Source organism: Streptomyces sp. NPDC058231, assembly GCF_042882275.1.
Classification (GTDB): domain Bacteria; phylum Actinomycetota; class Actinomycetes; order Streptomycetales; family Streptomycetaceae; genus Streptomyces.
In genome coordinates this window covers 43184-63616 of record NZ_JBHVWN010000046.1, presented here as the reverse complement: position 1 = coordinate 63616, position 20433 = coordinate 43184, and the positions used below count along the sequence as shown (strand labels likewise).

Genomic DNA, 20433 nt, shown 5'->3' with positions numbered 1-20433 from the left:
ACCCCGGAGGGGCCCCGGACCACCACCCACCGGACAGGGGCGACGGCACCACGACGACCGGGTGGACACCCCCAGCCCGTCCGGCGCTTGAGGACGGAACCGGCCACCCCGGACCGGGGCAGGAAAACAGGCACCCCGGACCGGGAGAACGCCCACGCCCGTCCGGCGCTTGAGGACAAACCCCCGCCCGGGGACAGGGCCACCCCCTACCCCACCCGCCTCGCACGCCACACGAGGAACACCGCGGACGCCACCGCGGCCGTACGTACCACCACCGGCCACACCCCGCTCAGCGCCTGCGCCATTCCGTGTTCGGGGATCGGATCGCCCCAGCGGCCGTCCATCCGTCCCCACAGCCAGACCAGGCCGCCTGCCACGACCACTCCGGGCAGCCCCATCGCGGCCAGTTTCGCCTCGGTGCGGGAGAGCGTGCGGGAGCTGTACGCGAGCAGCCAGCCGCCCGCGAGCGCGAGCCAGGAGCCGATCACCGCGCCGGTGACCAGAAGTGCCGCGGCGAGCAGCAGCAGCGGGTGGGAGAACCGGAACGCCGGGCTCTCGCGGGGCGCGCGCCGACGCAGCCGCAGCCGCCTCCGCCGCACCGGGGCGGTCGGGGCGGTGGGAGCGGCTGCGGGGCCGGAGTCCTCGGGTTCACCGTCCGCCTCGCCCTCCACGGACGACGGTGGCGGCTTCAGGATGTCCGGGATCTCCACGCCACCGGTGAACCCCGGTACCCGTACGCCGTCCCCGAATGGTCCCGACTCGATGCGCCACCAGTCGGGTTCGCTCCCGGATGCCCCCAGCTCGTCCGTGCCCGCCATGTGCGGAGGCGACGGGCCGTCACCCTCCGGAGCCACCCCGGGCGCCTCCGTCGTCTCCTCCGACGCGCCCTTGCGTGAACTCTCTTTCCGGAGTGCCCCTTTTCGCGGCCGGGGGATGCTCCGTGGCTCCGGATCGGCCCGCTCCGCGCCGTCCCGTGCCCCCGGCAGGATCACCGTCCCGTCCGCCGATCCCGCCGCCGCGGCGACCAGTTCGTCCGGGGTGCCGAGCTTCGCGATGATGCGCCGCACCGCCGCCGGGGTGTCCGTGGCCTGGCTTCCGCGCTGCCGGTCGATCTCGGTGCGCAGCGTCGCCACGAGCCGCATCCGGGCGCCGGAGGACAGCTGTTGTCGCTGTGCCAGGTCCCCGACCCGGCTCAGATAGTCGTAGACGAGCTGGTCGCTCTCGATCCCCACGCGTGGTTCCCCTCGGTTCCCCTCTGACCGGCCTGCACCGACGGTAGCGCTCTCGGGCCTGTCCGGAGCGACTACCGTGGGACGGATGGGGATGACCACACCACCGCGGACGCTCGCCGAGGCGCTGCGCGCCCGGGACGACGAGTCGCTGGGCGGGCTGCTGCGTGCCCGTCCCGACCTCCTGTCGCCCGTGCCCAACGACATCACCCAGCTGGCGACGCGAGCCGGCACCCGTGCCTCGGTCGTACGCGCGCTGGAACACCTCGACCGGTTCGCGCTGCAGACCGCGGAGGCGCTCGCGGTCGCACCCGATCCGGCGTCGTACGACACCCTCCTCGCTCTCCTGACCGGCGACGGCCAGGACGACGGTGCGGGCCGCGACGGTGCGGGGGCGGCGATCCGGGACGCGGCGCCCGGCGCCGTCGCGACGCTGCGCGAACAGGCCCTCGTCTGGGGCGAGGAAGACCGGCTGCGGCTGGTGCGCACCGCGCGTGAGCTTCTCGCCCCGTCCCCGCAGCACCCCTCCCCCACCGGGCTCGGACCGACCGTCGCGGAGGCCACGTCCGGCATGTCGCCGGGACGGCTCCAGGAGATCCTGCTGGCGGCCGGGCTGCCCGCCACCCATGACCCGGTCTCCGCCGTGACCGCGCTGAGCGCCCTGTTCACCGACCGGACCAGGATGGGTGAGCTGCTGGACACCGCGCCGGTGGAGGCCCTGTCCGTGCTGGACCGGCTGGTGTGGGGTCCGCCGTACGGGGAGGTCACCCCGAACCCCACCCCGCCGGTGAAGTGGCTGCGCGACCGGGGGCTGCTGCTGCCCGTGTCGACGCGCACCGTCGTCCTGCCGCGCGAGGCGGCGCTGCATCTGCGGGCCGGACGCGCCCACCGCGTACCGGAGCCGCTGCCGCCCGTCGTGGTGGCCGCCGCCAGCCGTGATCCACAGGCTGTGGACAGCGCCGCCGCCGGACAGGCGCTGCTGGCCGTGTCCGCCGTCGAGGAACTCCTGGCGAGCTGGAACGGCGGCGGCCCCGCCATACTCCGCGCCGGCGGCCTCAGCGTCCGCGAGCTGAAGCGGATCGCGTCCGTGCTCGACGTGTCCGAGCCGATCGCCGTGTTCTGGCTCGAACTCGCCTACGCGGCCGGGCTGCTGGCCTCCGACGGCGAGGCCGACGAGCGGTACGCGCCGACCCCGGCGTACGACGACTGGACCGAACTCCCCGTTCAGGAACGCTGGGTGCGCCTCGCCGCCGCCTGGCTCGCCGCCACCCGCACCGCCGGTCTGGTCGGCGGCCAGGACGCCAAGGGCCGGGCCCTGTCCGCGCTCGGGCCGGAACTGGACCGCTCGGCCGCCCCCGAGGTGCGCCGCCGCGTCCTGGCCCTGCTCGGCTCCCTGGAACCCGGCACCGCGCCGGATCCGGAGACGCTGCTCGCCCGGCTGCGGTGGGAGCGGCCGCTGCGCGGCGCGTCCACGTCCGCGGGCGGCACCACCGACCTGCGGTCCCGGATCGCCCTGTGGACGCTGAACGAATCCGAACTCCTCGGCATCACCGGCCGCGGCGCGCTCGCCTCCCAGTCCCGCGCCCTGCTCGACGCCGGTCCCGCGAAGGCGGCCGCGCTGCTCGCCCCGCTCATCCCGGAGCCGCTCGGCCACGTCCTGCTCCAGGCCGACCTGACGGCTGTCGCGCCCGGCCCGCTGGAACGCCCGCTGGCCGACATGCTCTCCGCCCTCGCGGACATCGAGTCGAAGGGTGGCGCAACCGTCTACCGGTTCACGCCCGGCTCGGTGCGCCGCGCGCTGGACGCCGGGCAGTCCGCGGCCGATCTGCACGCGTTCCTCACCGCGCACAGCCGTACGCCGGTCCCGCAGCCGCTCAGCTACCTCATCGACGACGTCGCCCGCCGCCACGGCCATCTGCGGATCGGTGCCGCGTCCGCTTACGTACGCTGCGACGACGAGGCCGTGCTCAACGAGATCCTCGCCGACCGGCGCTCGGCCACGCTGCGCCTGCGCCGTCTCGCGCCGACCGCCCTGGCCGCCCAGATCGACCCGGCGTCGCTCCTCGAAGGGCTGCGCGACATGGGGTACGCCCCGGCCGCCGAGTCCGCCGAGGGCGACGTCCTGATCACCCGCGCGGGCGCCCGCCGCACCCCGCCCCGTACGCCCCCCGTCCCCGTTCCCGAGGGTCCGCCGCTCCCCGACGGGACGCTGCTGGGCGCGGCGGTACGGGCGATCCGCGCCGGGGACACGGCGGCCACCGTCGTCCACAAGGACTCGGACCGGGCGCCGGCCGCCCCGTCCGGCTCGCTGCCCCGCACGACCTCCGCCGAGACCCTGGCGACCGTCCAGGCGGCGGCGATGACGGGATCGGCGGTCTGGATCGGTTACGTCAACGCGGACGGCGCCGCCAGCCAGCGGGTCATCGCGCCGGTGCGGGTCGAGGGCGGCTTCGTGACGGCGTACGACCACACGGCCGACGAGGTCCGTACGTACCCGCTGCACCGGATCACGGGCGTCGCCGAACTGGCCGAGGCCGAGGAGGGCTGACGTCCCCGGCGGACGAGAGGAGCCACCGCCGGCGCGGCGTCTCGGCGATCACGGAGACGGTGGCGAGCAGCGTCACCGCGACGGCCGCCCAGCCGGGCCGGAGCAGCCACATCGAGACGACGGCGGCACCCAGTTCGGCCAGCACCATCAGGACCGTGACCCAGCCCGGCACGGCGATGACCACGCTGTTCTTGTCACCCGGGGTGGACAGCACGGCCGGCAGGCCGATCAGCACGACCAGTGATGCCGCGGCGAGCAGCCAGGAGTGGCCGGCCAGCACCCAGGGGGTGGCCACCCAGGCGACGAGTTCGGTGGAGAAGCGCAGCACGGACGGTATGCGGTCGTCCGGCCGTGCGAGGACAGTGGATTCCGGGGGCGTTTCCCCGGCAGCGGCGTCGGTCACGCGTCGACCATGGCAGCCGCCGCACGGCCGCGACGGGCGGATGACCGAACATCCCGCTCCCGGCACCGGCACACCATCGGCGCCGTATGCGGCACACTGGACGTTTGGCCGTTCCCGGCCAGTACCCGCAGAGCAGAAAGGGACGAGGCGCGTGTCCGGACCCCTCATCGTCCAGAGCGACAAAACACTGCTCCTGGAAGTCGACCACGAGCAGGCGGACGCCTGCCGCCGTGCGATCGCGCCGTTCGCGGAACTGGAGCGCGCGCCGGAGCACATCCACACCTACCGGCTGACCCCGCTCGGGCTGTGGAACGCACGCGCCGCCGGGCACGACGCCGAGCAGGTCGTCGACGCGCTCGTGCAGTACTCCCGCTATCCCGTCCCGCACGCGCTGCTCGTAGACATCGCCGAGACGATGGCCCGGTACGGTCGCCTCACGCTCTCCAAGCATCCGGTCCACGGGCTGGTGCTGACCTCCACCGACCGTCCGGTGCTGGAGGAGATCCTCCGGTCGAAGAAGGTCCAGCCGCTGGTCGGGGCGCGCATCGACCCGGACACCGTGGCCGTGCACCCGTCCGAGCGCGGGCAGGTCAAGCAGACGCTGCTGAAGCTGGGCTGGCCCGCCGAGGACCTGGCCGGATACGTGGACGGCGAGGCGCACCCCATCGAGCTGGCCGAGGACGGCTGGGCGCTGCGGCCGTACCAGAAGCAGGCCGTCGAGGGGTTCTGGCACGGCGGCTCCGGTGTGGTCGTACTGCCCTGCGGCGCGGGGAAGACGCTCGTCGGCGCCGGTGCGATGGCCGAGGCGAAGGCGACCACGCTGATCCTGGTGACGAACACCGTCTCGGCCCGGCAGTGGAAGCACGAGCTGGTCAAGCGCACTTCGCTGACCGAGGACGAGATCGGCGAGTACAGCGGTACGCGCAAGGAGATCCGCCCGGTCACCATCGCCACGTACCAGGTGCTGACGACCCGCCGGAAGGGCATCTACCCGCACCTGGAGTTGTTCGACTCCCGCGACTGGGGGCTGGTGATCTACGACGAGGTGCATCTGCTGCCCGCGCCCGTCTTCAAGTTCACCGCCGACCTGCAGGCCCGGCGGCGGCTCGGCCTGACCGCCACGCTGGTCCGTGAGGACGGCCGCGAGTCGGACGTCTTCTCGCTGATCGGGCCCAAGCGGTTCGACGCGCCGTGGAAGGAGATCGAGGCGCAGGGCTACATCGCGCCCGCCGACTGTGTCGAGGTACGGGTCAATCTGACCGACTCGGAGCGGCTGGCGTACGCGACCGCCGAGGCGGAGGAGAAGTACCGCTTCTGCGCGACGACCGCGACGAAGCGGAAGGTGACGGAGGCGCTGGTGCGCAAGCACCGGGGCGAGCAGACCCTGGTCATCGGGCAGTACATCGACCAGCTCGACGAGCTGGGCGAGCATCTGAACGCCCCGGTCATCAAGGGCGAGACGAGCAACGCGCAGCGCGAGAAGCTCTTCGACGCGTTCCGTCAGGGCGAACTCAACGTCCTCGTCGTGTCGAAGGTCGCGAACTTCTCCATCGACCTGCCGGAGGCGACCGTCGCCATTCAGGTGTCGGGCACGTTCGGTTCGCGGCAGGAGGAGGCCCAGCGGCTCGGCCGGGTGCTGCGGCCGAAGGCGGACGGGCACGAGGCGCGGTTCTACTCGGTGGTCGCCCGCGACACGATCGACCAGGACTTCGCGGCGCACCGCCAGCGGTTCCTGGCCGAGCAGGGATACGCCTACCGGATCGTGGACGCGGACGAACTGCTGGCGGACGGCTGAGCGGTCCGGCCCCCGCCGGCCGGTTCAGCCGCCGGCGGTCAGGAGCAGCACCGGCCCGGTGACCGTCGCCGGCCCCGGCGGGGCCGCCGCGGGAGCAGGGCGACGCGGGTGACGTACGAGGCGCGTACTCAGTGGTGACGGCGGAGAACGCCCGACTCCTCCGCGTACTCGCCGAGGACGACCACGCCGAACGCGGCGCGCGCGAAGACCTTCACGGCGCGCACGGCGTCGCCGACCCGGTGGGTGGGCGGATGGCCGGTGGTCGCCGTCGCGCCGTGCGCGGGGCCGGTCCCTCCGGGATGCAGGATGACGGTACTCATGTCTTCCATGCTCCTGCGCCCGTCCGTCCGGGGCATCGGCCCGCGGACGGAATTCCCGCGGGATACGCGTAGGCCTCCGGTCGTACGGCGTCCCCTACGGGGTGGACCGGGCGACGGAATTGGTTCGACCACGGCGAGGACGGTCGATACAATCGCCGGTCTGCCCGCCTCCCGCACCGTGGTACCGGCTTCTCGCCGGCAGCCGGGGGAGCGCCGCCGACCGGACGGAAACCGGCCGACAGCCGTACGTGCGCCCGCGCGCGTACCCGTGATCGATCCCCCGGCGGCCCGTACCGTCCCCCGGCAGTGACCGGGAGCGAAGTGCGGTCCGCCGTCCTGCGTTGAAAAGCCGGAGGCGACACCGTGCCCGCGCACGAAGCAGAGACCGACACCACCACCGATCCACTGGGCCGGGAGCGCGCCCATCTCGCCGCGTCCCGCTCGGCCCTGCGCGCCATGCGTGAGGAGGCCCAGTCCCTCGACATCCGCGACGTCACCGCGAACTGGGTGAACGCCGCCGTTCTGCAGGCCCAGATCACCGACCGCATCAAGTCGCTCGCCGATCTCGCGCACACCCCGCTCTTCTTCGGGCGCCTCGACTATCTGCACCGGGTCGGCGCGGATCAGGCCGAGGGTGCCGAGGGCGAGCAGTTCTACATCGGGCGCCGCCACGTCCACGACGCCGACGGCGATCCGATGGTCATCGACTGGCGCGCGCCCGTCTCCCAGCCGTTCTACCGGGCGTCGAAGAAGGACCCCCAGGACGTCGGACAGCGCCGCCGCTTCGGCTACACCGGCGGCGAGCTGACCGCGTACGAGGACGAGCACCTCACCGACCCCACCGAGGCCGTACGGACCAGCCGACTGCTCCAGGCGGAGATCGAGCGGCCGCGTGTCGGGCCGATGCGCGACATCGTCGCGACGATCCAGCCGGAACAGGACGAGATCGTCCGCAGCGGGCTCGGCGGGACGGTCTGCGTCCAGGGAGGGCCGGGTACCGGCAAGACCGCCGTGGGCCTGCACCGGGTCGCGTATCTGCTGTACGCGCACCGCGAGCGGCTCGCCCGCACCGGCACGCTCGTCATCGGGCCGAACCGGTCCTTCCTCCACTACATCGAGCAGGTGCTGCCGGCCCTCGGTGAGCTGGAGGTGAAGCAGGCGACCGTCGACGATCTGGTGACGGCCCAGGTCGAGGTGCGGGGCACCGACGACGCGCCCGCAGCCGTCGTCAAGGGCGATGCGCGGATGGCCGAGGTGCTGCGGCGGGCGATCCGTTCGCATGTGACGCTGCCGGAGGAACCGGTGATGGTGGTGCGCGGTTCGCGGCGCTGGCGGGTGCCTGCGTACGAGATCGAGGAGATGGTCAAGGAGCTGCTGGCCCGGGACATGCGGTACGGGTCCGCGCACGAGGCGCTCCCGCAGCGCATCGCCCATGCGGTGCTGGTGCGCATGGAGGAGGCGGGCGAGGCCCCCGACGACCGGGTGCAGAACGCGGTGGCCCGTAACCCGGCGGTCAAGGCGGCCGTGAAGGCGATCTGGCCGGCCGTCGACCCGGCGAAGCTGGTGCTGCGGCTGCTCTCCGACCCGGAGTTCCTGGCCGCGCACGCCGACGGGCTGCTCACCGGCGACGAGCAGAAGACGATCCTGTGGGAGAAGCCGGCCCGCAGCGTGCGGTCGGCGAAGTGGTCGGCGGCGGACGCGGTGCTGATCGACGAGGCGAGCGACCTGGTGGCGCGTACGCACTCGCTCGGTCATGTCGTCCTCGACGAGGCGCAGGACCTCTCCCCCATGCAGTACCGGGCGGTGGGGCGGCGCTGCACGACCGGTTCGGCGACGGTGCTCGGCGATCTCGCGCAGGGCACGACGCCCTGGTCGACGGAGAGCTGGGCGCAGGCGCTGCACCACCTGGGGAAGACGGACGCCGTGGTGGAGGAGCTGACGGCGGGCTTCCGTGTGCCGCGCGAGGTGATCGCCTACGCCTCCCGGCTGCTGCCGTCGATCTCGCCGGGGCTGGCCGCGGTCGAGTCCGTACGGGAGTCGCCGGGCTCACTGTCGGTGCGGCCGGTGGACGGTCCCGAGGGGCTGGACGCGGCGGTGGTCGCGGCGTGCGAGGAGTCCCTGGAGCAGGAGGGATCCATCGGGCTGATCGCCGCCGACGCGCGCATCCCGGCCCTCGCGTCGGCGCTGGCCGCCGCGGGCCACACCTGCCTCTCGCCCGGTGAGGAGACGACCGCGGAGTCCCGGCTGACGCTGGTGCCCGCGTCGCTGGCGAAGGGTCTGGAGTACGACTACGTGGTGCTGGACGAACCGGCGGCGGTGGTCGACGGCGAACCGGACCAGCGGACCGGGCTGCGGCGGCTCTATGTGGCACTGACCCGTGCGGTGTCCGGACTGACGGTGCTGCACACGGCCCCGCTGCCGGCCGAACTGTCCTGACCGGGCGGCCGGTGTGCGGGCGGCGGAGCGCCGCTCCCGCGCACCGGCCGCAAGGGCGCGGTCCCCGCCCGCACGCCGCCGGTCCGGCTACGCGTCGAGTACCGCCCGCCACTCCCGTACGGCCGCCGCGTCCACCGGACCCGACCAGCCCTCCGGGCGGGCCGCTCCCCCGATGTGCACCGCGTCGATGCCCGCGTCGAGCAGCTCGGACAGGTGCTCCAGCCGGAGGCCGCCCCCGACCATGATCTGCGGCTCGTACCCGGGTTCACCGGTCCGTGCCGCCTCGACGACCAGCGTCGGGATGCCGTCGTCGACGCCGCGGGCCGATCCCGCCGTGAGGTACGTGTCGAGGCCGGGGAGGTCCGCCAGCTGCTTGCGCAGGCCGTCCCGGTCGGCGGCGCGGTCGATCGCGCGGTGGAACGTCCAGGGGCAGCCGTCCAGTTCGGCGACGAGCCGTTCGACGGCGACGAGGTCCGCGCGCCCGTCCGCGTCGAGGAAACCGAGGACGAACTGATCGGCGCCCTCGGCCCGCAGCTCGCGCGTCCTGCGTACCAGCGCGTCGATGTCGCCGACCGCGAAGCCGTCCGCGAGCCTGAGCATCACCCGCAGGGGGATGTCGACCGCCGCGCGGATCTCCGCGAAGGTCGCGCAGGACGGGGTCAGACCGTCCGCCGCCATGTCGGTGACCAGCTCCAGCCGGTCCGCACCACCTGCCTGGGCAGCGACCGCGTCCCCCGCATCGAGAGCGATCACCTCCAGGACTGCCCGGTTGCTCATGGGATCCCATTCCTCCGTACGCCGCTACAGGTCTAGTCCAATCCCAGCCTACGGGTCGGCGGGCCCGGGGTGCAGCTCCACACGATCGCGAACATACGCGGGGCACGAGAGGTGTCCGAAAACCGGCGGCACCCGGCCTGCGCCCCGCCCGTCTCTCCACCCCTTGCCTTTCATAGGGGCGGGGGGTATACATGAATCAGCGCTGCATACCCCCTAGGGGTATCATTTCCTACCGGACGAGCCAGGGAGGACACCGTGTCCGCGCACACCACCGACGCCGGCACCGGCGCCACCGCGGAGGTCGAGCTCGCCATCGGCGGCATGACCTGCGCATCGTGCGCCGCGCGTATCGAGAAGAAGCTCAACCGGATGGACGGCGTCACCGCCACCGTCAACTACGCCACGGAGAAGGCCAGAGTCGGCTACCGGGACGCGGACGTCTCCGTGCGGGATCTGATCGCCACGGTCGAGAGGACCGGCTACACCGCGCACGAGCCCGCTCCCCCGGTACGCACCGAGGACGCTCCCCCCGGCGTGCCGGGCCCCGACGAAGCGGACCCGCTGCGGCAGCGGCTGGTGACGGCCGTCGCACTGGCGGTGCCGGTGATCGCGATGGCGATGATCCCCGCGCTCCAGTTCGACAACTGGCAGTGGCTCTCCCTCACCCTCGCCGCCCCCGTCGTGACCTACGCCGGCTGGCCCTTCCACCGGGCCGCGTGGGCCAACGCGCGGCACGGCGCGGCGACGATGGACACCCTGATCTCGGTCGGCACCTCGGCGGCGTTCCTGTGGTCGGTGTGGGCGCTGTTCCTCGGCACGGCGGGGATGCCGGGCATGACGCATCCCTTCGAGCTGACCGTCGGCCGCAGCGACGGCGCCGGGAACATCTATCTGGAGGCGGCGGCCGGGGTCACCGCGTTCGTCCTGGCCGGGCGCTGGTTCGAGGCCCGCTCCAAGCGGAAGGCGGGCGCCGCGCTCGCGGCGCTCCTGGATCTGGGCGCCAAGGAGGTCGCCCTGGTGCGGGACGGCCGTGAGGTGACCGTACCGATCGCGGAACTGCGGGTCGGGGACCGGTTCGTGGTCCGTCCGGGCGAGAAGATCGCCACCGACGGCACCGTGGTCGAGGGCGCCTCCGCGATCGACGCGTCGATGCTCACCGGCGAGTCCGTACCCGTCGAGATCGGAATCGGCGACACCGTCACCGGCGCCACACTCAACGCGGGCGGCCGACTCGTCGTCGAAGCCACCCGCATCGGCACCGACACACACCTGTCCAAAATCGCCGCACTCGTCGAAAACGCCCAGAACGGCAAGGCCCAGGCCCAACGCCTCGCCGACCGCATCTCCGCCGTCTTCGTCCCCACCGTCCTGCTCATCGCCCTGACCACCCTCGTGACCTGGCTCCTGCTCACCGACGACACCACCGCCTCCTTCACCGCAGCCGTCGCCGTACTGATCATCGCCTGCCCCTGCGCCCTCGGACTCGCCACCCCCACCGCCCTCATGGTCGGCACCGGACGCGGCGCCCAACTCGGCATCCTCATCAAAGGCCCCGAAGTCCTCGAAACCACCCGCCGCATCGACACCGTCGTCCTCGACAAGACCGGCACCGTCACCACCGGCCGCATGACCCTCACCGCCATCCACCCCACACCCGGCACCGACCCCACCCAACTCCTCCGACTCACCGGCGCCCTCGAACACCCATCCGAACACCCCATCGCCCGAGCCATCACCACCGCCGCCACCGAACGCACCCCCACCCCACTCCCCACCGCCCACGACTTCACCAACCTCCCCGGCACCGGAGTCCACGCCACCATCGACGGACACACCGTCCTCGCCGGACGCGAACAACTCCTCACCGAACGGGGGATCCGCCTGCCGGCGGAACTCGCCCGGCGGAAGGCGGCGGCGGAGGCGGCGGGCCGGACGGCCGTCGTGGTCGCCTGGGACGACGAGGCACGGGGCGTCCTGGAGGTCGCCGACGCGGTGAAGGACACCAGCGCGGAGGCGATCACGCGACTGCGGGCGCTGGGTCTGACACCGGTCCTCCTCACCGGGGACAACCGGGCGGTGGCGGAGACGGTCGCGGCCGAGGTGGGCATCGACGCCGACGCGGTGTACGCCGAGGTCTTGCCGGAGGACAAGGTCGCCGTCGTCAAGCGTCTTCAGGCGCAGGGCCGTTCGGTCGCGATGGTCGGCGACGGCGTCAACGACGCGGCCGCCCTCGCCACGGCCGACCTCGGCCTGGCGATGGGGACCGGCACCGACGCCGCGATCGAGGCGAGCGATCTGACCCTGGTACGCGGGGACCTGCGGGCGGCGGCGGACGCGATCCGGCTGTCGCGCAGGACCCTGGGCACGATCCGCACGAATCTCTTCTGGGCCTTCGCCTACAACGTGGCGGCGCTGCCGCTCGCCGCGGCGGGCCTGCTGAACCCGATGATCGCGGGCGCCGCGATGGCGTTCTCGTCGGTGTTCGTGGTCGGCAACTCCCTGCGCCTGCGGGGCTTCCGGGCCGGATCACAGGACACCCGGGCCTGATCCGGGCCGACCCGGAGGAGAGGCCCTAGCCCACCGCCACGAACCGCACCGCCACCCCCGGCACCGCCTGCGCCGCCGCCGACAGCGCGGCCTCCCGCACCACTCCGACCACCGGGTACCCCCCGGTGGTCGGGTGGTCGTTCAGAAACACCACCGGCCAGCCGTCCGGCGGCACCTGGATCGCCCCCAGCACCATTCCCTCGCTGGGCAGTTCACCGTCCCGGGCCCGCTCCAGCGCGGGCCCCTCCGTGCGCAGACCGATGCGGTTGCTCTGCGGCGAGACCCGGTACACCGCGGTGGTCAGCGTGCGCAGCGCCCGCTCCGTGAACCAGGTGTGGCGCGGGCCCAGGTCCACCGGCAGCACCAGCTCGGCCGGGGCCCCCGGCCACGGCACGGCGTCCGGCACCGGGACGGCGGTCCCCGGGGCGACACCCAGCGGCACCTCGTCCCCGTCCCGCAACGGCGCGGGACCCAGTCCCGACAGCAGGTCGGCCGAGCGGCTGCCGAGCACCGGTTCGGGCACCAGGCCGCCCCCGAACGCCAGGTAGCTGCGCAGCCCTTCGGCCGCCGGCCCGGCGTCGAGCACCGCACCGGCCGGTACGTGGACGGGCATCCCCCAGGCGACGGGCCGCCCGTCCACCGTGACCCGGCACGCCGCGCCGCCCACCACCGCGACCACGGACCGTCGGGGCCGCACCGCGCACCCGGTGACCGTCGTCTCCAGCACCGCCGCGTCGGCGTCGTTGCCGGCCAGCCGGTTGGCGAGACGGCGGGCGGGGGCGTCGAGTGCGCCGGCCCGCCCGACACCGAGGTGGGCCCAGCCGGCCCGCCCCGCGTCCTGCACGGTCGTCAGCGCACCTGCGCGGACCACTTCGAGTACATCCATGACACCGTTCACCCCGCCACCACGAACCGCACCCGCGCCCCCGGCCCCAGCAGCGCCGCGGGCTCCCGCGCCGGATCCCACAGCTCCTGCGGGCGCGGCATCCTTCCGATGATCTGCCACCCGCCGGGCGAAGGCCGCGGATAGACCCCGGTGTACGGCCCGGCGAGGGCCACCGCGCCTGCCGGGACCCTGGTGCGCGGGGTCGCCCGCCGCGGCACCTGAAGGTGTCCGGGCAGGCCCGTCAGATAGCCGAAGCCGGGCGCGAATCCGCAGAACGCCACCCGGAACTCCGTACCGGCGTGGATGCCGGGCACCTCATCGGCCCCGACACCCCAGACCGCCGCGACGTCGGCGAGGTCCGGCCCGTCGTAGACGACCGGGATCTCGACCGCTTCGCCGGTGCCGTGCCGCAGCGGCGGTATCCGCCAGGACGCGAGCTCCCGGGCGAACCGGTCCCTGCCCTGCGGGGAACGGTCCGGGAGCCCTTCGAGCAGCACGGTGCGCGCACCGGGGACGATCTCCCGCACGGCGGGCAGCTCACCGTCGGCGCGGCGGCGCAGCAGTTCGGCGTGGAAGGCCTCGGCGTGCTCGCCGGTGGCCAGTTCGACGAGGAGCGCGTCCTGTCCGGCGGGCAGGACCAGCACCTCGCCGCCGGTGCCGTCCCCGCTCACGTGAACGCCCGCACGCCGACGCCCGCTTCCTCCAGCGCGTCGCGGACCCTGCGGGCCAGAGCCGCGGCCCCGGGGGTGTCGCCGTGGACGCACAGGGAGCGCGCGCCGACCGCTATCCGGCTGCCGTCGGCGGCCGTGACGCTGCGGTCGACGGCCATGCCGACGCTGCGGCGCACGACTTCGTCCCCGTCGTGCACGACGGCGCCCGGCTCGGTCCGCGGGACGAGCGTGCCCTGCGGTGTGTACGCGCGGTCGGCGAAGGCCTCCTCGACCGCGTCCAGTCCCGCGGCCCGCGCGTGCGCGAGCAGCCGGGAGCCGGGCAGTCCGAGTACGGCGAGCGATCCGCCGGCCAGCCGGACACCCTCGACGACGGCTGCCGCCTGGTCGTCGTCCCGGACGGTCCGGTTGTAGAGGGCGCCGTGCGGTTTGACGTACGAGACGGTGGATCCGGCCGCTTCGGCGAACACCCGCAGGGCGCCGATCTGGTAGGCGATCTCCGCGGTCAGTTCGGCGGCCGGTACGTCCATGGAGCGGCGCCCGAAGCCGGCCAGGTCCCGGTACGAGACCTGTGCCCCGATCCGCACACCCCGGGCCGCCGCGGTGTCGCAGACGCGCCGCATCACGGAGGCGTCGCCCGCGTGGAAGCCACAGGCGACATTGGCGCTGGTCACACAGTCGAGCAACGCGTCGTCGTCGGTCAGGGTCCAGTGTCCGAACCCTTCTCCGAGATCCGCGTTGAGATCCATCAGACCGGTCAGACTCGTCAGATCCATCACGAGCGCACGCTAGCGATTGTTCAACAATCTGACAAGACCTCGCCCGAGGAGCGGGACGCCCGGGTGGTTCACTGTGATCACCGGGATCCTGTCCGGTGGATCCTCGCGGACCGGTCCGCGCCGGCCCACCGGACAGGATCCCGGTGACGACGGCACAGCGACAGGCAGGGGACCGGGCATGGCGGGGACAGCGGGCGGGACTTCTCCGGACCTCTCGGAACTGGCGGCGGACAGCGCCTCCCTGGCGCGGTCCGGAACGGCGGAGCGGGTCGCCGCCGTCCTGCGGGACCGGATCACCGAGGGCTACTTCCCACCGGGCAGCCGGCTCTCCGAGGAGTCGATCAGCGGCGCCCTCGCCGTGTCCCGGAACACGCTGCGCGAGGCGTTCCGCCTGCTGTCGCACGAGCGCCTGGTGGAGCACCGGCTCAACAAGGGCGTCTTCGTCCGCATCCTGGCCGTCGACGACCTCGTCGACATCTACCGCGTGCGGCTCCTGGTGGAGTGCGCCGCCCTGCGGGTGCTGGGCGAGCCGCCCTACGACCTGACGGCCGTCGAAGCGGCGGTGGCGACCGGCGAGCGGGCCGCCGAGGACGGCGACTGGGCCGCCTGCTCGACCGCGAACATCCGCTTCCACCAGGCCCTGGCCGGTCTCGCGAAGAGCCCCAGGACGGACGAGCTGATGCGCAACGTACTGGCCGAACTGCGACTGGCCTTCCACGTGATGGCCGATCCGCGCCGCTTCCACGAGCCATATCTCACCCGTAACCGGGAGATCACGGACAGACTGACCCAGGGCGACGCGGCGGGCGCCGAGCGGCTTCTGGGCTTCTACCTGCAGGACTCCCGCCGCCAGCTCGCGGAGGCGTACGCGGAACGGCTCACCGCGCGGTAGCGCTGCGGAAGACCACGTGATGAACACCTCTTGTGGGCTTGTTGAACAATCGCCTAGTGTCTCGCGCATCAACCCCGTCTGATCTGGACCGTACGGGCACGCCACCGTGCCCCCGTACGCATGTCCGTGCGCAGAGTTAGGCCCACGCGTGATCGTTCTCATCGGCGTGCTCGTGGTGATCCTCGGATTCGCCACCCGCCGCAATCCCCTCCTGGTGGTGGGTGTCGCCGGCATCGTCACCGGCCTGCTCGGCAAGCTCTCGCCGCAGGAGGTGCTGGCCGCCTTCGGCAACAGCTTCGCCTCCGCGCGCTCGGTGACGGTCTTCGTCATCACCCTCCCGGTCATCGGGCTGCTGGAGCGCTACGGACTCCAGGAGCAGGCCCGTGCCCTCATCGGCAGGCTGGGCAAGCTCACCACCGGTCGCTTCCTCGCCCTCTACCTGCTGATACGCCAGCTCACCGCCTCGGTCGGCCTCACCAGCATCGGCGGCCCCGCACAGAGCGTGCGCCCGCTGATCGCCCCCATGGCCGAGGCCGCCGCCGAGGCGAAGGCGGGCGGCCCGCTGCCGGAACGGCTGCGGGAGAAGGTCCGCTCGCACGCGTCCGGTGCCGACACCATCGGGGTGTTCTTCGGCGAGGACTGCTTCATCGCCATCGGCTCGATCCTGCTGATCACCGGGTTCGTCAACTCGACCTACGACCAGCACCTCGAACCCCTGAACCTCGCCCTGTGGGCCATTCCCTCCGCGATCTGCGCGTTCCTCATCCACGGCAGCCGTCTGCTGCACCTGGACCGCCAGCTGGAGCGGGAACTGGCCGTCGTGGCAGCCGAGAACGACCGATCGGCGCATGCCGCACGTCAGACGGAGGACTCCAAGTGATCAAGTCCGAACACTTCTTCTGGCTGGTCGGCGCGGTGTTCCTGGTCATGGCCACCCAGATGGTCATGGACCGCACCAACCCCAAGCGCTTCGGCTCGGCCGGCTTCTGGGGCCTGCTGGGCGCCTCGTTCTTCTACTCCACCGGAGTCGTCGACAAGTCCCTGCCCGCCGAACCCCTCGGCGTCGCGGTCCTGATCCTGATCGTGCTCGGCGGCTTCGGCCTCACCGGCAAGGGCGAACCGCACACCCCTTCGCGTGAGAAGCGCGCCGCGTCCGCCGCCCGCTTCGGCAACAAGCTGTTCCTCCCGGCACTCACCATCCCCGTCGTCGCGATGGTGTGCGCGACGCTCGTGAAGAACTGGAAGATCGGCGGCGAACCGGTCCTGGAGCCGGGGTACGAGACCATCCTCGGTCTCGGCATCGGCGCCGTCGTGGCGCTGGCCGTGGGCATGTTCGTCCTGCGCGAGCGGAAGCTCTCCGTACCGCTGCACTCGGGCCGCGGCATGCTCGAATCGATGGGCTGGGCGCTGATCCTGCCGCAGTTGCTCGCCGTCCTCGGCTCGATCTTCCAGCTCGCCGGTGTCGGCGAGCAGGTCCGCCGGATCAGCGAGGCGGTGCTGCCCGACGGCCAGCAGTTCGTGGCCGTGGCCGTCTACTGCTGCGGCATGGCGCTGTTCACCATCGTCATGGGCAACGCCTTCGCGGCCTTCCCCGTGATGACCGCGGCGATCGGCTGGCCCGTCCTCATCGAGCAGATGCACGGCAACGTCCCCGCGATCCTCGCGCTCGGCATGCTCTGCGGCTTCTGCGGCACCCTCGTGACCCCCATGGCCGCCAACTTCAACCTGGTCCCGGCCGCCCTCCTCGAACTCAAGGACCAGTACGGACCCATCAAGGCCCAGCTCCCCACCGCGGCGGCGCTGCTCGTCTGCAACGTCGCGATCATGGCTCTCTTCGCGTTCTGAACGTTCTCAGCCCTTTGACCCGAGCTCGAACGACCCGAGCGAACGATCCGAGCCGCTCACCCCGCACACCCCGCACCCCTGGAGTGATCCTTGCCCACCGCGCTCCCCGCCCCCTACGCCGTCCCCTTCGCCGAGCTGGCCCTCGCCAACGTCGTACGCGAGTACCCCAACGCCCCGGCCCACCTGTACGCGGGCCCGGAGGAGCTGGTCGCCCCGCGAACGCTGCACCCCGCGTTCTACGGCGCGTACGACTGGCACTCCACGGTGCACATGCACTGGCTGCTCGTCCGTCTCGTGCGCCGCTTCGGCACCACCGGCGAGCTCCCGGCCACCCTCACCACTCGTGTCCACGAGGTCCTGAACACCCACCTCACCCCGCAGAACCTCGCCGTCGAGGCGGCCTACCTCCGCTCCCGGCCCTCCTTCGAGCGCCCCTACGGCTGGGCGTGGCTGGTCGCTCTGGCGGCCGAGTGCCGCGCCCTCGCCACCCCCGACGGCGACCGCTGGGCCGATGCCCTGGCACCCGCCGTCGACGCGGTCGGCGATCTGCTCACCGGCTGGCTCCCCAAGGCGACCTACCCGGTCCGGCACGGGGTCCACAACAACAGCGCGTTCGGCCTGGGGCTGATCCTGGACGCGGGCGAGCGCGCCGGGCTCGCGCGGCCGGTCCTCGACGCGGTCGCCGACCGGCTGAAGGGCTGGTTCGGTGCGGACCACGACGCCCCCGTGCACTGGGAGCCGTCCGGGCAGGACTTCCTCTCCCCCGCCCTGGCCGAGGCGGACGCGATGCGCCGGGTACTGCCCGCCGAGGAGTTCCGCACCTGGCTGTCCGCGTTCCTCCCCGCGTTCACCACCGACGGCACCCCCGACTCCTCGCTGCTCGTCCCCCCGGTGGTCTCCGACCACGGCGACCCGCAGATCTGTCATCTCCTGGGTCTCACCCTGAGCCGGGCGGCCGCGCTCCGCGCGATCGCCGAGGCGCTTCCCGAGGGGCCGGTCCGCACCGCGCTGGACCGGTCGGTGGAGGCCCACCTCGCGGTCGGGCTGCCCGCCGTCTCGTCCGGCGACTTCGTCTCGGACCACTGGCTGGCCACGTACGCCGCGCTGGCGCTGGACACCGCGCCCGGCCACTGACCTGGCCGCTCGCACGAGCACGGAACGGGCCGTTCGCCCGTCGGTACGCGGCACGAGCCGTATCGCGTACCGACGGGGGGACGGCCCGCCTGCCGTCCGGCCCCGGGCGGCGACCCGGCCGCCCCGCCCCCTGCCCTACTCTCGGGCGTATGGACGACAGCGCTCCCGGCCCCGCCGGCACCCTCCGCGGCCGCTGGCACGACTCCCTCGTCGCCGCCCGGGGCAGCGCCGACGGCCCCGATCCGCGGCCGTACGCCGACAATCTGCTGGCCCGCTGGGCCGAGCCGCAGCGGCGATATCACACCACCGCCCATCTGACGGCGGTGCTCGACCGCGTCGACACGCTCGCCGGCCACGCCGCCGACCCGGATGCCGTCCGCCTCGCCGCCTGGTTCCACGACGCGGTCTACCGCCCCGAGCGCTCCGAGAACGAGGAGCGCAGTGCGGTACTGGCCGAGCGGGCGCTGCCCGAGGCGGGTGTCCCGGACGACGTCACCACCGAGGTCGCACGGCTGGTCCGGCTCACCGTCACCCATGACCCGGTGGACGGCGACACCAACGGCGAAGTGCTGTGCGACGCGGATCTGGCGATCCTGGCAGCCGCCCCCAAGGAGTACGCGGCGTACGCGGCGCAGGTCCGGGACGAGTACGGCTTCGTACCCGACGACGCGTTCCGGGAGGGACGGGCGGCCGTGCTGCGGCAGCTGCTCGGGCTGCCGCGACTCTTCCGCACACCGCACGGAATCGCGCAGTGGGAGCCGCGGGCACGGCAGAACCTGCTGACGGAACTGGAACTGCTCACCCGGTCGGTCTGAGACGGCGGCGGAATCCGCCGGTACGGGAATGCGGCGGCGAAGAATCCCGTTGGCACGTGTCATGCCCGACTCTGCCCTTAGCCACCGCACTCGTATGCCTCTGGCCGTGTACATCCTGGGGGTGGCGGTCTTCTCCCTCGGCACGAGCGAGTTCATGCTCTCCGGGCTGCTGCCGCCCATCGCCGACGACATGAACGTGTCGATCCCCCGCGCCGGGCTCCTCATATCCGCCTTCGCGATCGGCATGGTGATCGGTGCTCCGCTGCTCGCCGTGGCCACGCTCCGGCTGCCGCGCCGCACCACGCTGATCGCCCTGATCTCCGTCTTCGGTCTCGGCCAGGTCGCCGGTGCGCTGGCTCCGACGTACGAGGTGCTCTTCGCCTCCCGTGTGGTGAGCGCCTTCGCCTGCGCCGGGTTCTGGGCGGTCGGTGCGGCGGTCGCCATCGCGATGGTGCCGGTGAACGCGCGGGCCAGGGCCATGGCCGTGATGATCGGCGGGCTGTCGATCGCCAACGTCCTCGGTGTACCGCTGGGGGCGTTCCTCGGTGAGAACCTCGGCTGGCGGTCGGCGTTCTGGGCGGTCGGTGCGGCGTCCGCCGTGGCGCTCGCCGGTGTCGCGACGTTCATCCCCCGGATCCCGCTCCCGGCCAGGAGGCCGCAGATCAAGCGGGAGATGTCCATCTACCGCGACCGGCAGGTGTGGCTGTCGATCGTGGTCACGGCACTCGCGGCCGGCGGGGTCTTCTGCGCGTTCAGCTATCTGGCACCGCTGCTCACGGATGTCGCCGGGCTGGACTCCGGCTGGGTGCCGACGGTGCTCGCGCTGTTCGGGATCGGCGCACTGGTCGGCACGACGATCGGCGGCCGGGTCGCGGACGCGCACCTCTTCGGGGTGCTGATGAGCGGTATCGCGGCGTCGACGGTCTTCCTGGCCGCGCTGGCGCTGTTCGCGTCGAACCAGATCGCCGTGATCGCGCTCGCGTTCCTGCTGGGCCTGTCGGCGTTCTACACGGCCCCGGCGCTGAACGCCCGGATGTTCAACATCGCGGGCGCGGCCCCGACGCTGGCCGGCGCGACGACGACCGCCGCGTTCAACCTGGGCAACACGGGCGGCCCCTGGCTGGGCGGCACGGTGATCGACGCGGACTTCGGCTTCGCGGCGACGGCCTGGGCGGGTGCGGCGATGACGGTGCTGGCGCTGGTGGGTGTGGTGTGCTCACTGCGGCTGCAGCGCGGCGGCAGGTCGCGCCGGGTGGCCGGGTCGCCCGCGGCGTCGTCGTCGTCGGAGGCGCCCGTGGAAGCAGGTGCGTGCGCCACCTGAGACGCACCGTTCACGGAGTGCGCGCACGCCGGCCGTCC

Annotated in this window: 17 protein-coding genes; 10 read left to right on the top strand and 7 right to left on the bottom strand. The window is 72.9% G+C overall.

Going from position 1 to position 20433, the window contains the following annotated elements; translation table 11 throughout:
* Window positions 1-206: 206 nt before the first annotated feature.
* A complete protein-coding gene (locus tag ACFVXE_RS26540) occupies window positions 207-1232 on the bottom strand; it encodes a hypothetical protein (protein WP_389674749.1) in 1026 nt (341 codons plus the stop codon).
* 85 nt (window positions 1233-1317) lie between these two features.
* Between ACFVXE_RS26540 and ACFVXE_RS26535 the strand changes: the two genes are divergently transcribed.
* Window positions 1318-3777, top strand: a complete 2460-nt coding sequence (locus ACFVXE_RS26535; RefSeq protein WP_389674748.1) for a helicase C-terminal domain-containing protein — start codon at window positions 1318-1320, stop codon at window positions 3775-3777.
* Here the strand turns inward: ACFVXE_RS26535 and ACFVXE_RS26530 are convergent.
* Complete coding sequence (locus ACFVXE_RS26530; protein WP_389674746.1) at window positions 3737-4180, bottom strand: hypothetical protein; 444 nt, start codon at window positions 4178-4180, stop codon at window positions 3737-3739. The two genes, ACFVXE_RS26535 and ACFVXE_RS26530, sit on opposite strands and share 41 nt — an antisense overlap.
* Window positions 4181-4331: 151 nt before the next feature.
* Between ACFVXE_RS26530 and ACFVXE_RS26525 the strand changes: the two genes are divergently transcribed.
* A complete protein-coding gene (locus tag ACFVXE_RS26525) occupies window positions 4332-5975 on the top strand; it encodes a DNA repair helicase XPB (RefSeq protein WP_389674744.1) in 1644 nt (547 codons plus the stop codon).
* A gap of 128 nt (window positions 5976-6103) precedes the next feature.
* On the opposite strand, the gene ACFVXE_RS26520 is transcribed toward ACFVXE_RS26525, so the two are convergent.
* Window positions 6104-6295, bottom strand: coding sequence for a hypothetical protein (locus tag ACFVXE_RS26520; RefSeq protein WP_389674742.1), 192 nt, complete (start codon window positions 6293-6295; stop codon window positions 6104-6106).
* A 363-nt stretch (window positions 6296-6658) separates the two neighbouring features.
* Between ACFVXE_RS26520 and ACFVXE_RS26515 the strand changes: the two genes are divergently transcribed.
* Window positions 6659-8731, top strand: a complete 2073-nt coding sequence (locus tag ACFVXE_RS26515) for a HelD family protein (protein ID WP_389674740.1) — start codon at window positions 6659-6661, stop codon at window positions 8729-8731.
* Window positions 8732-8818: 87 nt separating this feature from the next.
* On the opposite strand, the gene ACFVXE_RS26510 is transcribed toward ACFVXE_RS26515, so the two are convergent.
* The gene (locus ACFVXE_RS26510; RefSeq protein ID WP_389674739.1) at window positions 8819-9508 is read right to left on the bottom strand and encodes a copper homeostasis protein CutC; all 690 of its coding nucleotides are present in this window, start codon (window positions 9506-9508) and stop codon (window positions 8819-8821) included.
* 255 nt (window positions 9509-9763) lie between these two features.
* Between ACFVXE_RS26510 and ACFVXE_RS26505 the strand changes: the two genes are divergently transcribed.
* Window positions 9764-12055, top strand: a complete 2292-nt coding sequence (locus ACFVXE_RS26505) for a heavy metal translocating P-type ATPase (RefSeq protein ID WP_389674737.1) — start codon at window positions 9764-9766, stop codon at window positions 12053-12055.
* Window positions 12056-12080: 25 nt separating this feature from the next.
* On the opposite strand, the gene ACFVXE_RS26500 is transcribed toward ACFVXE_RS26505, so the two are convergent.
* The 3 genes from ACFVXE_RS26500 to ACFVXE_RS26490 are packed head-to-tail and all read right to left on the bottom strand — an operon-like array spanning window position 12081 to window position 14358.
* Window positions 12081-12941 carry a biotin-dependent carboxyltransferase family protein gene (locus tag ACFVXE_RS26500; RefSeq protein ID WP_389674735.1) on the bottom strand — a complete coding sequence of 287 codons (861 nt, stop codon included), beginning with the start codon at window positions 12939-12941 and terminating at the stop codon, window positions 12081-12083.
* An 8-nt stretch (window positions 12942-12949) separates the two neighbouring features.
* Window positions 12950-13612 carry an allophanate hydrolase subunit 1 gene (locus ACFVXE_RS26495; RefSeq protein WP_389674733.1) on the bottom strand — a complete coding sequence of 221 codons (663 nt, stop codon included), beginning with the start codon at window positions 13610-13612 and terminating at the stop codon, window positions 12950-12952.
* Window positions 13609-14358, bottom strand: coding sequence for a LamB/YcsF family protein (locus tag ACFVXE_RS26490; protein ID WP_389674755.1), 750 nt, complete (start codon window positions 14356-14358; stop codon window positions 13609-13611). The genes ACFVXE_RS26495 and ACFVXE_RS26490 overlap by 4 nt, the downstream gene beginning before the upstream one ends.
* Window positions 14359-14566: 208 nt before the next feature.
* Here ACFVXE_RS26490 and ACFVXE_RS26485 point away from each other — a divergent pair, with 208 nt between their 5' ends.
* The 6 genes from ACFVXE_RS26485 (at window position 14567) to ACFVXE_RS26460 (ending at window position 20395) form a co-directional block, all read left to right on the top strand.
* Window positions 14567-15280: a GntR family transcriptional regulator gene (locus tag ACFVXE_RS26485; RefSeq protein ID WP_389674731.1), complete on the top strand. Its 714-nt coding sequence runs from the start codon at window positions 14567-14569 to the stop codon at window positions 15278-15280.
* 148 nt (window positions 15281-15428) lie between these two features.
* Entirely contained in the window at window positions 15429-16160 is a 732-nt protein-coding gene (locus ACFVXE_RS26480; RefSeq protein WP_389674730.1) for a DUF969 domain-containing protein, read from the top strand.
* On the top strand, window positions 16157-17125 hold the full coding sequence (locus ACFVXE_RS26475) for a DUF979 domain-containing protein (protein WP_389674728.1): 969 nt from the start codon (window positions 16157-16159) through the stop codon (window positions 17123-17125). The genes ACFVXE_RS26480 and ACFVXE_RS26475 overlap by 4 nt, the downstream gene beginning before the upstream one ends.
* A gap of 90 nt (window positions 17126-17215) precedes the next feature.
* Window positions 17216-18259 carry a DUF2891 domain-containing protein gene (locus ACFVXE_RS26470; RefSeq protein ID WP_389674726.1) on the top strand — a complete coding sequence of 348 codons (1044 nt, stop codon included), beginning with the start codon at window positions 17216-17218 and terminating at the stop codon, window positions 18257-18259.
* Window positions 18260-18408: 149 nt separating this feature from the next.
* Entirely contained in the window at window positions 18409-19074 is a 666-nt protein-coding gene (locus tag ACFVXE_RS26465; RefSeq protein WP_389674724.1) for a hypothetical protein, read from the top strand.
* A gap of 94 nt (window positions 19075-19168) precedes the next feature.
* Window positions 19169-20395: a Cmx/CmrA family chloramphenicol efflux MFS transporter gene (locus ACFVXE_RS26460; protein WP_389674723.1), complete on the top strand. Its 1227-nt coding sequence runs from the start codon at window positions 19169-19171 to the stop codon at window positions 20393-20395.
* The last annotated feature ends 38 nt before the right edge of the window (window positions 20396-20433 follow it).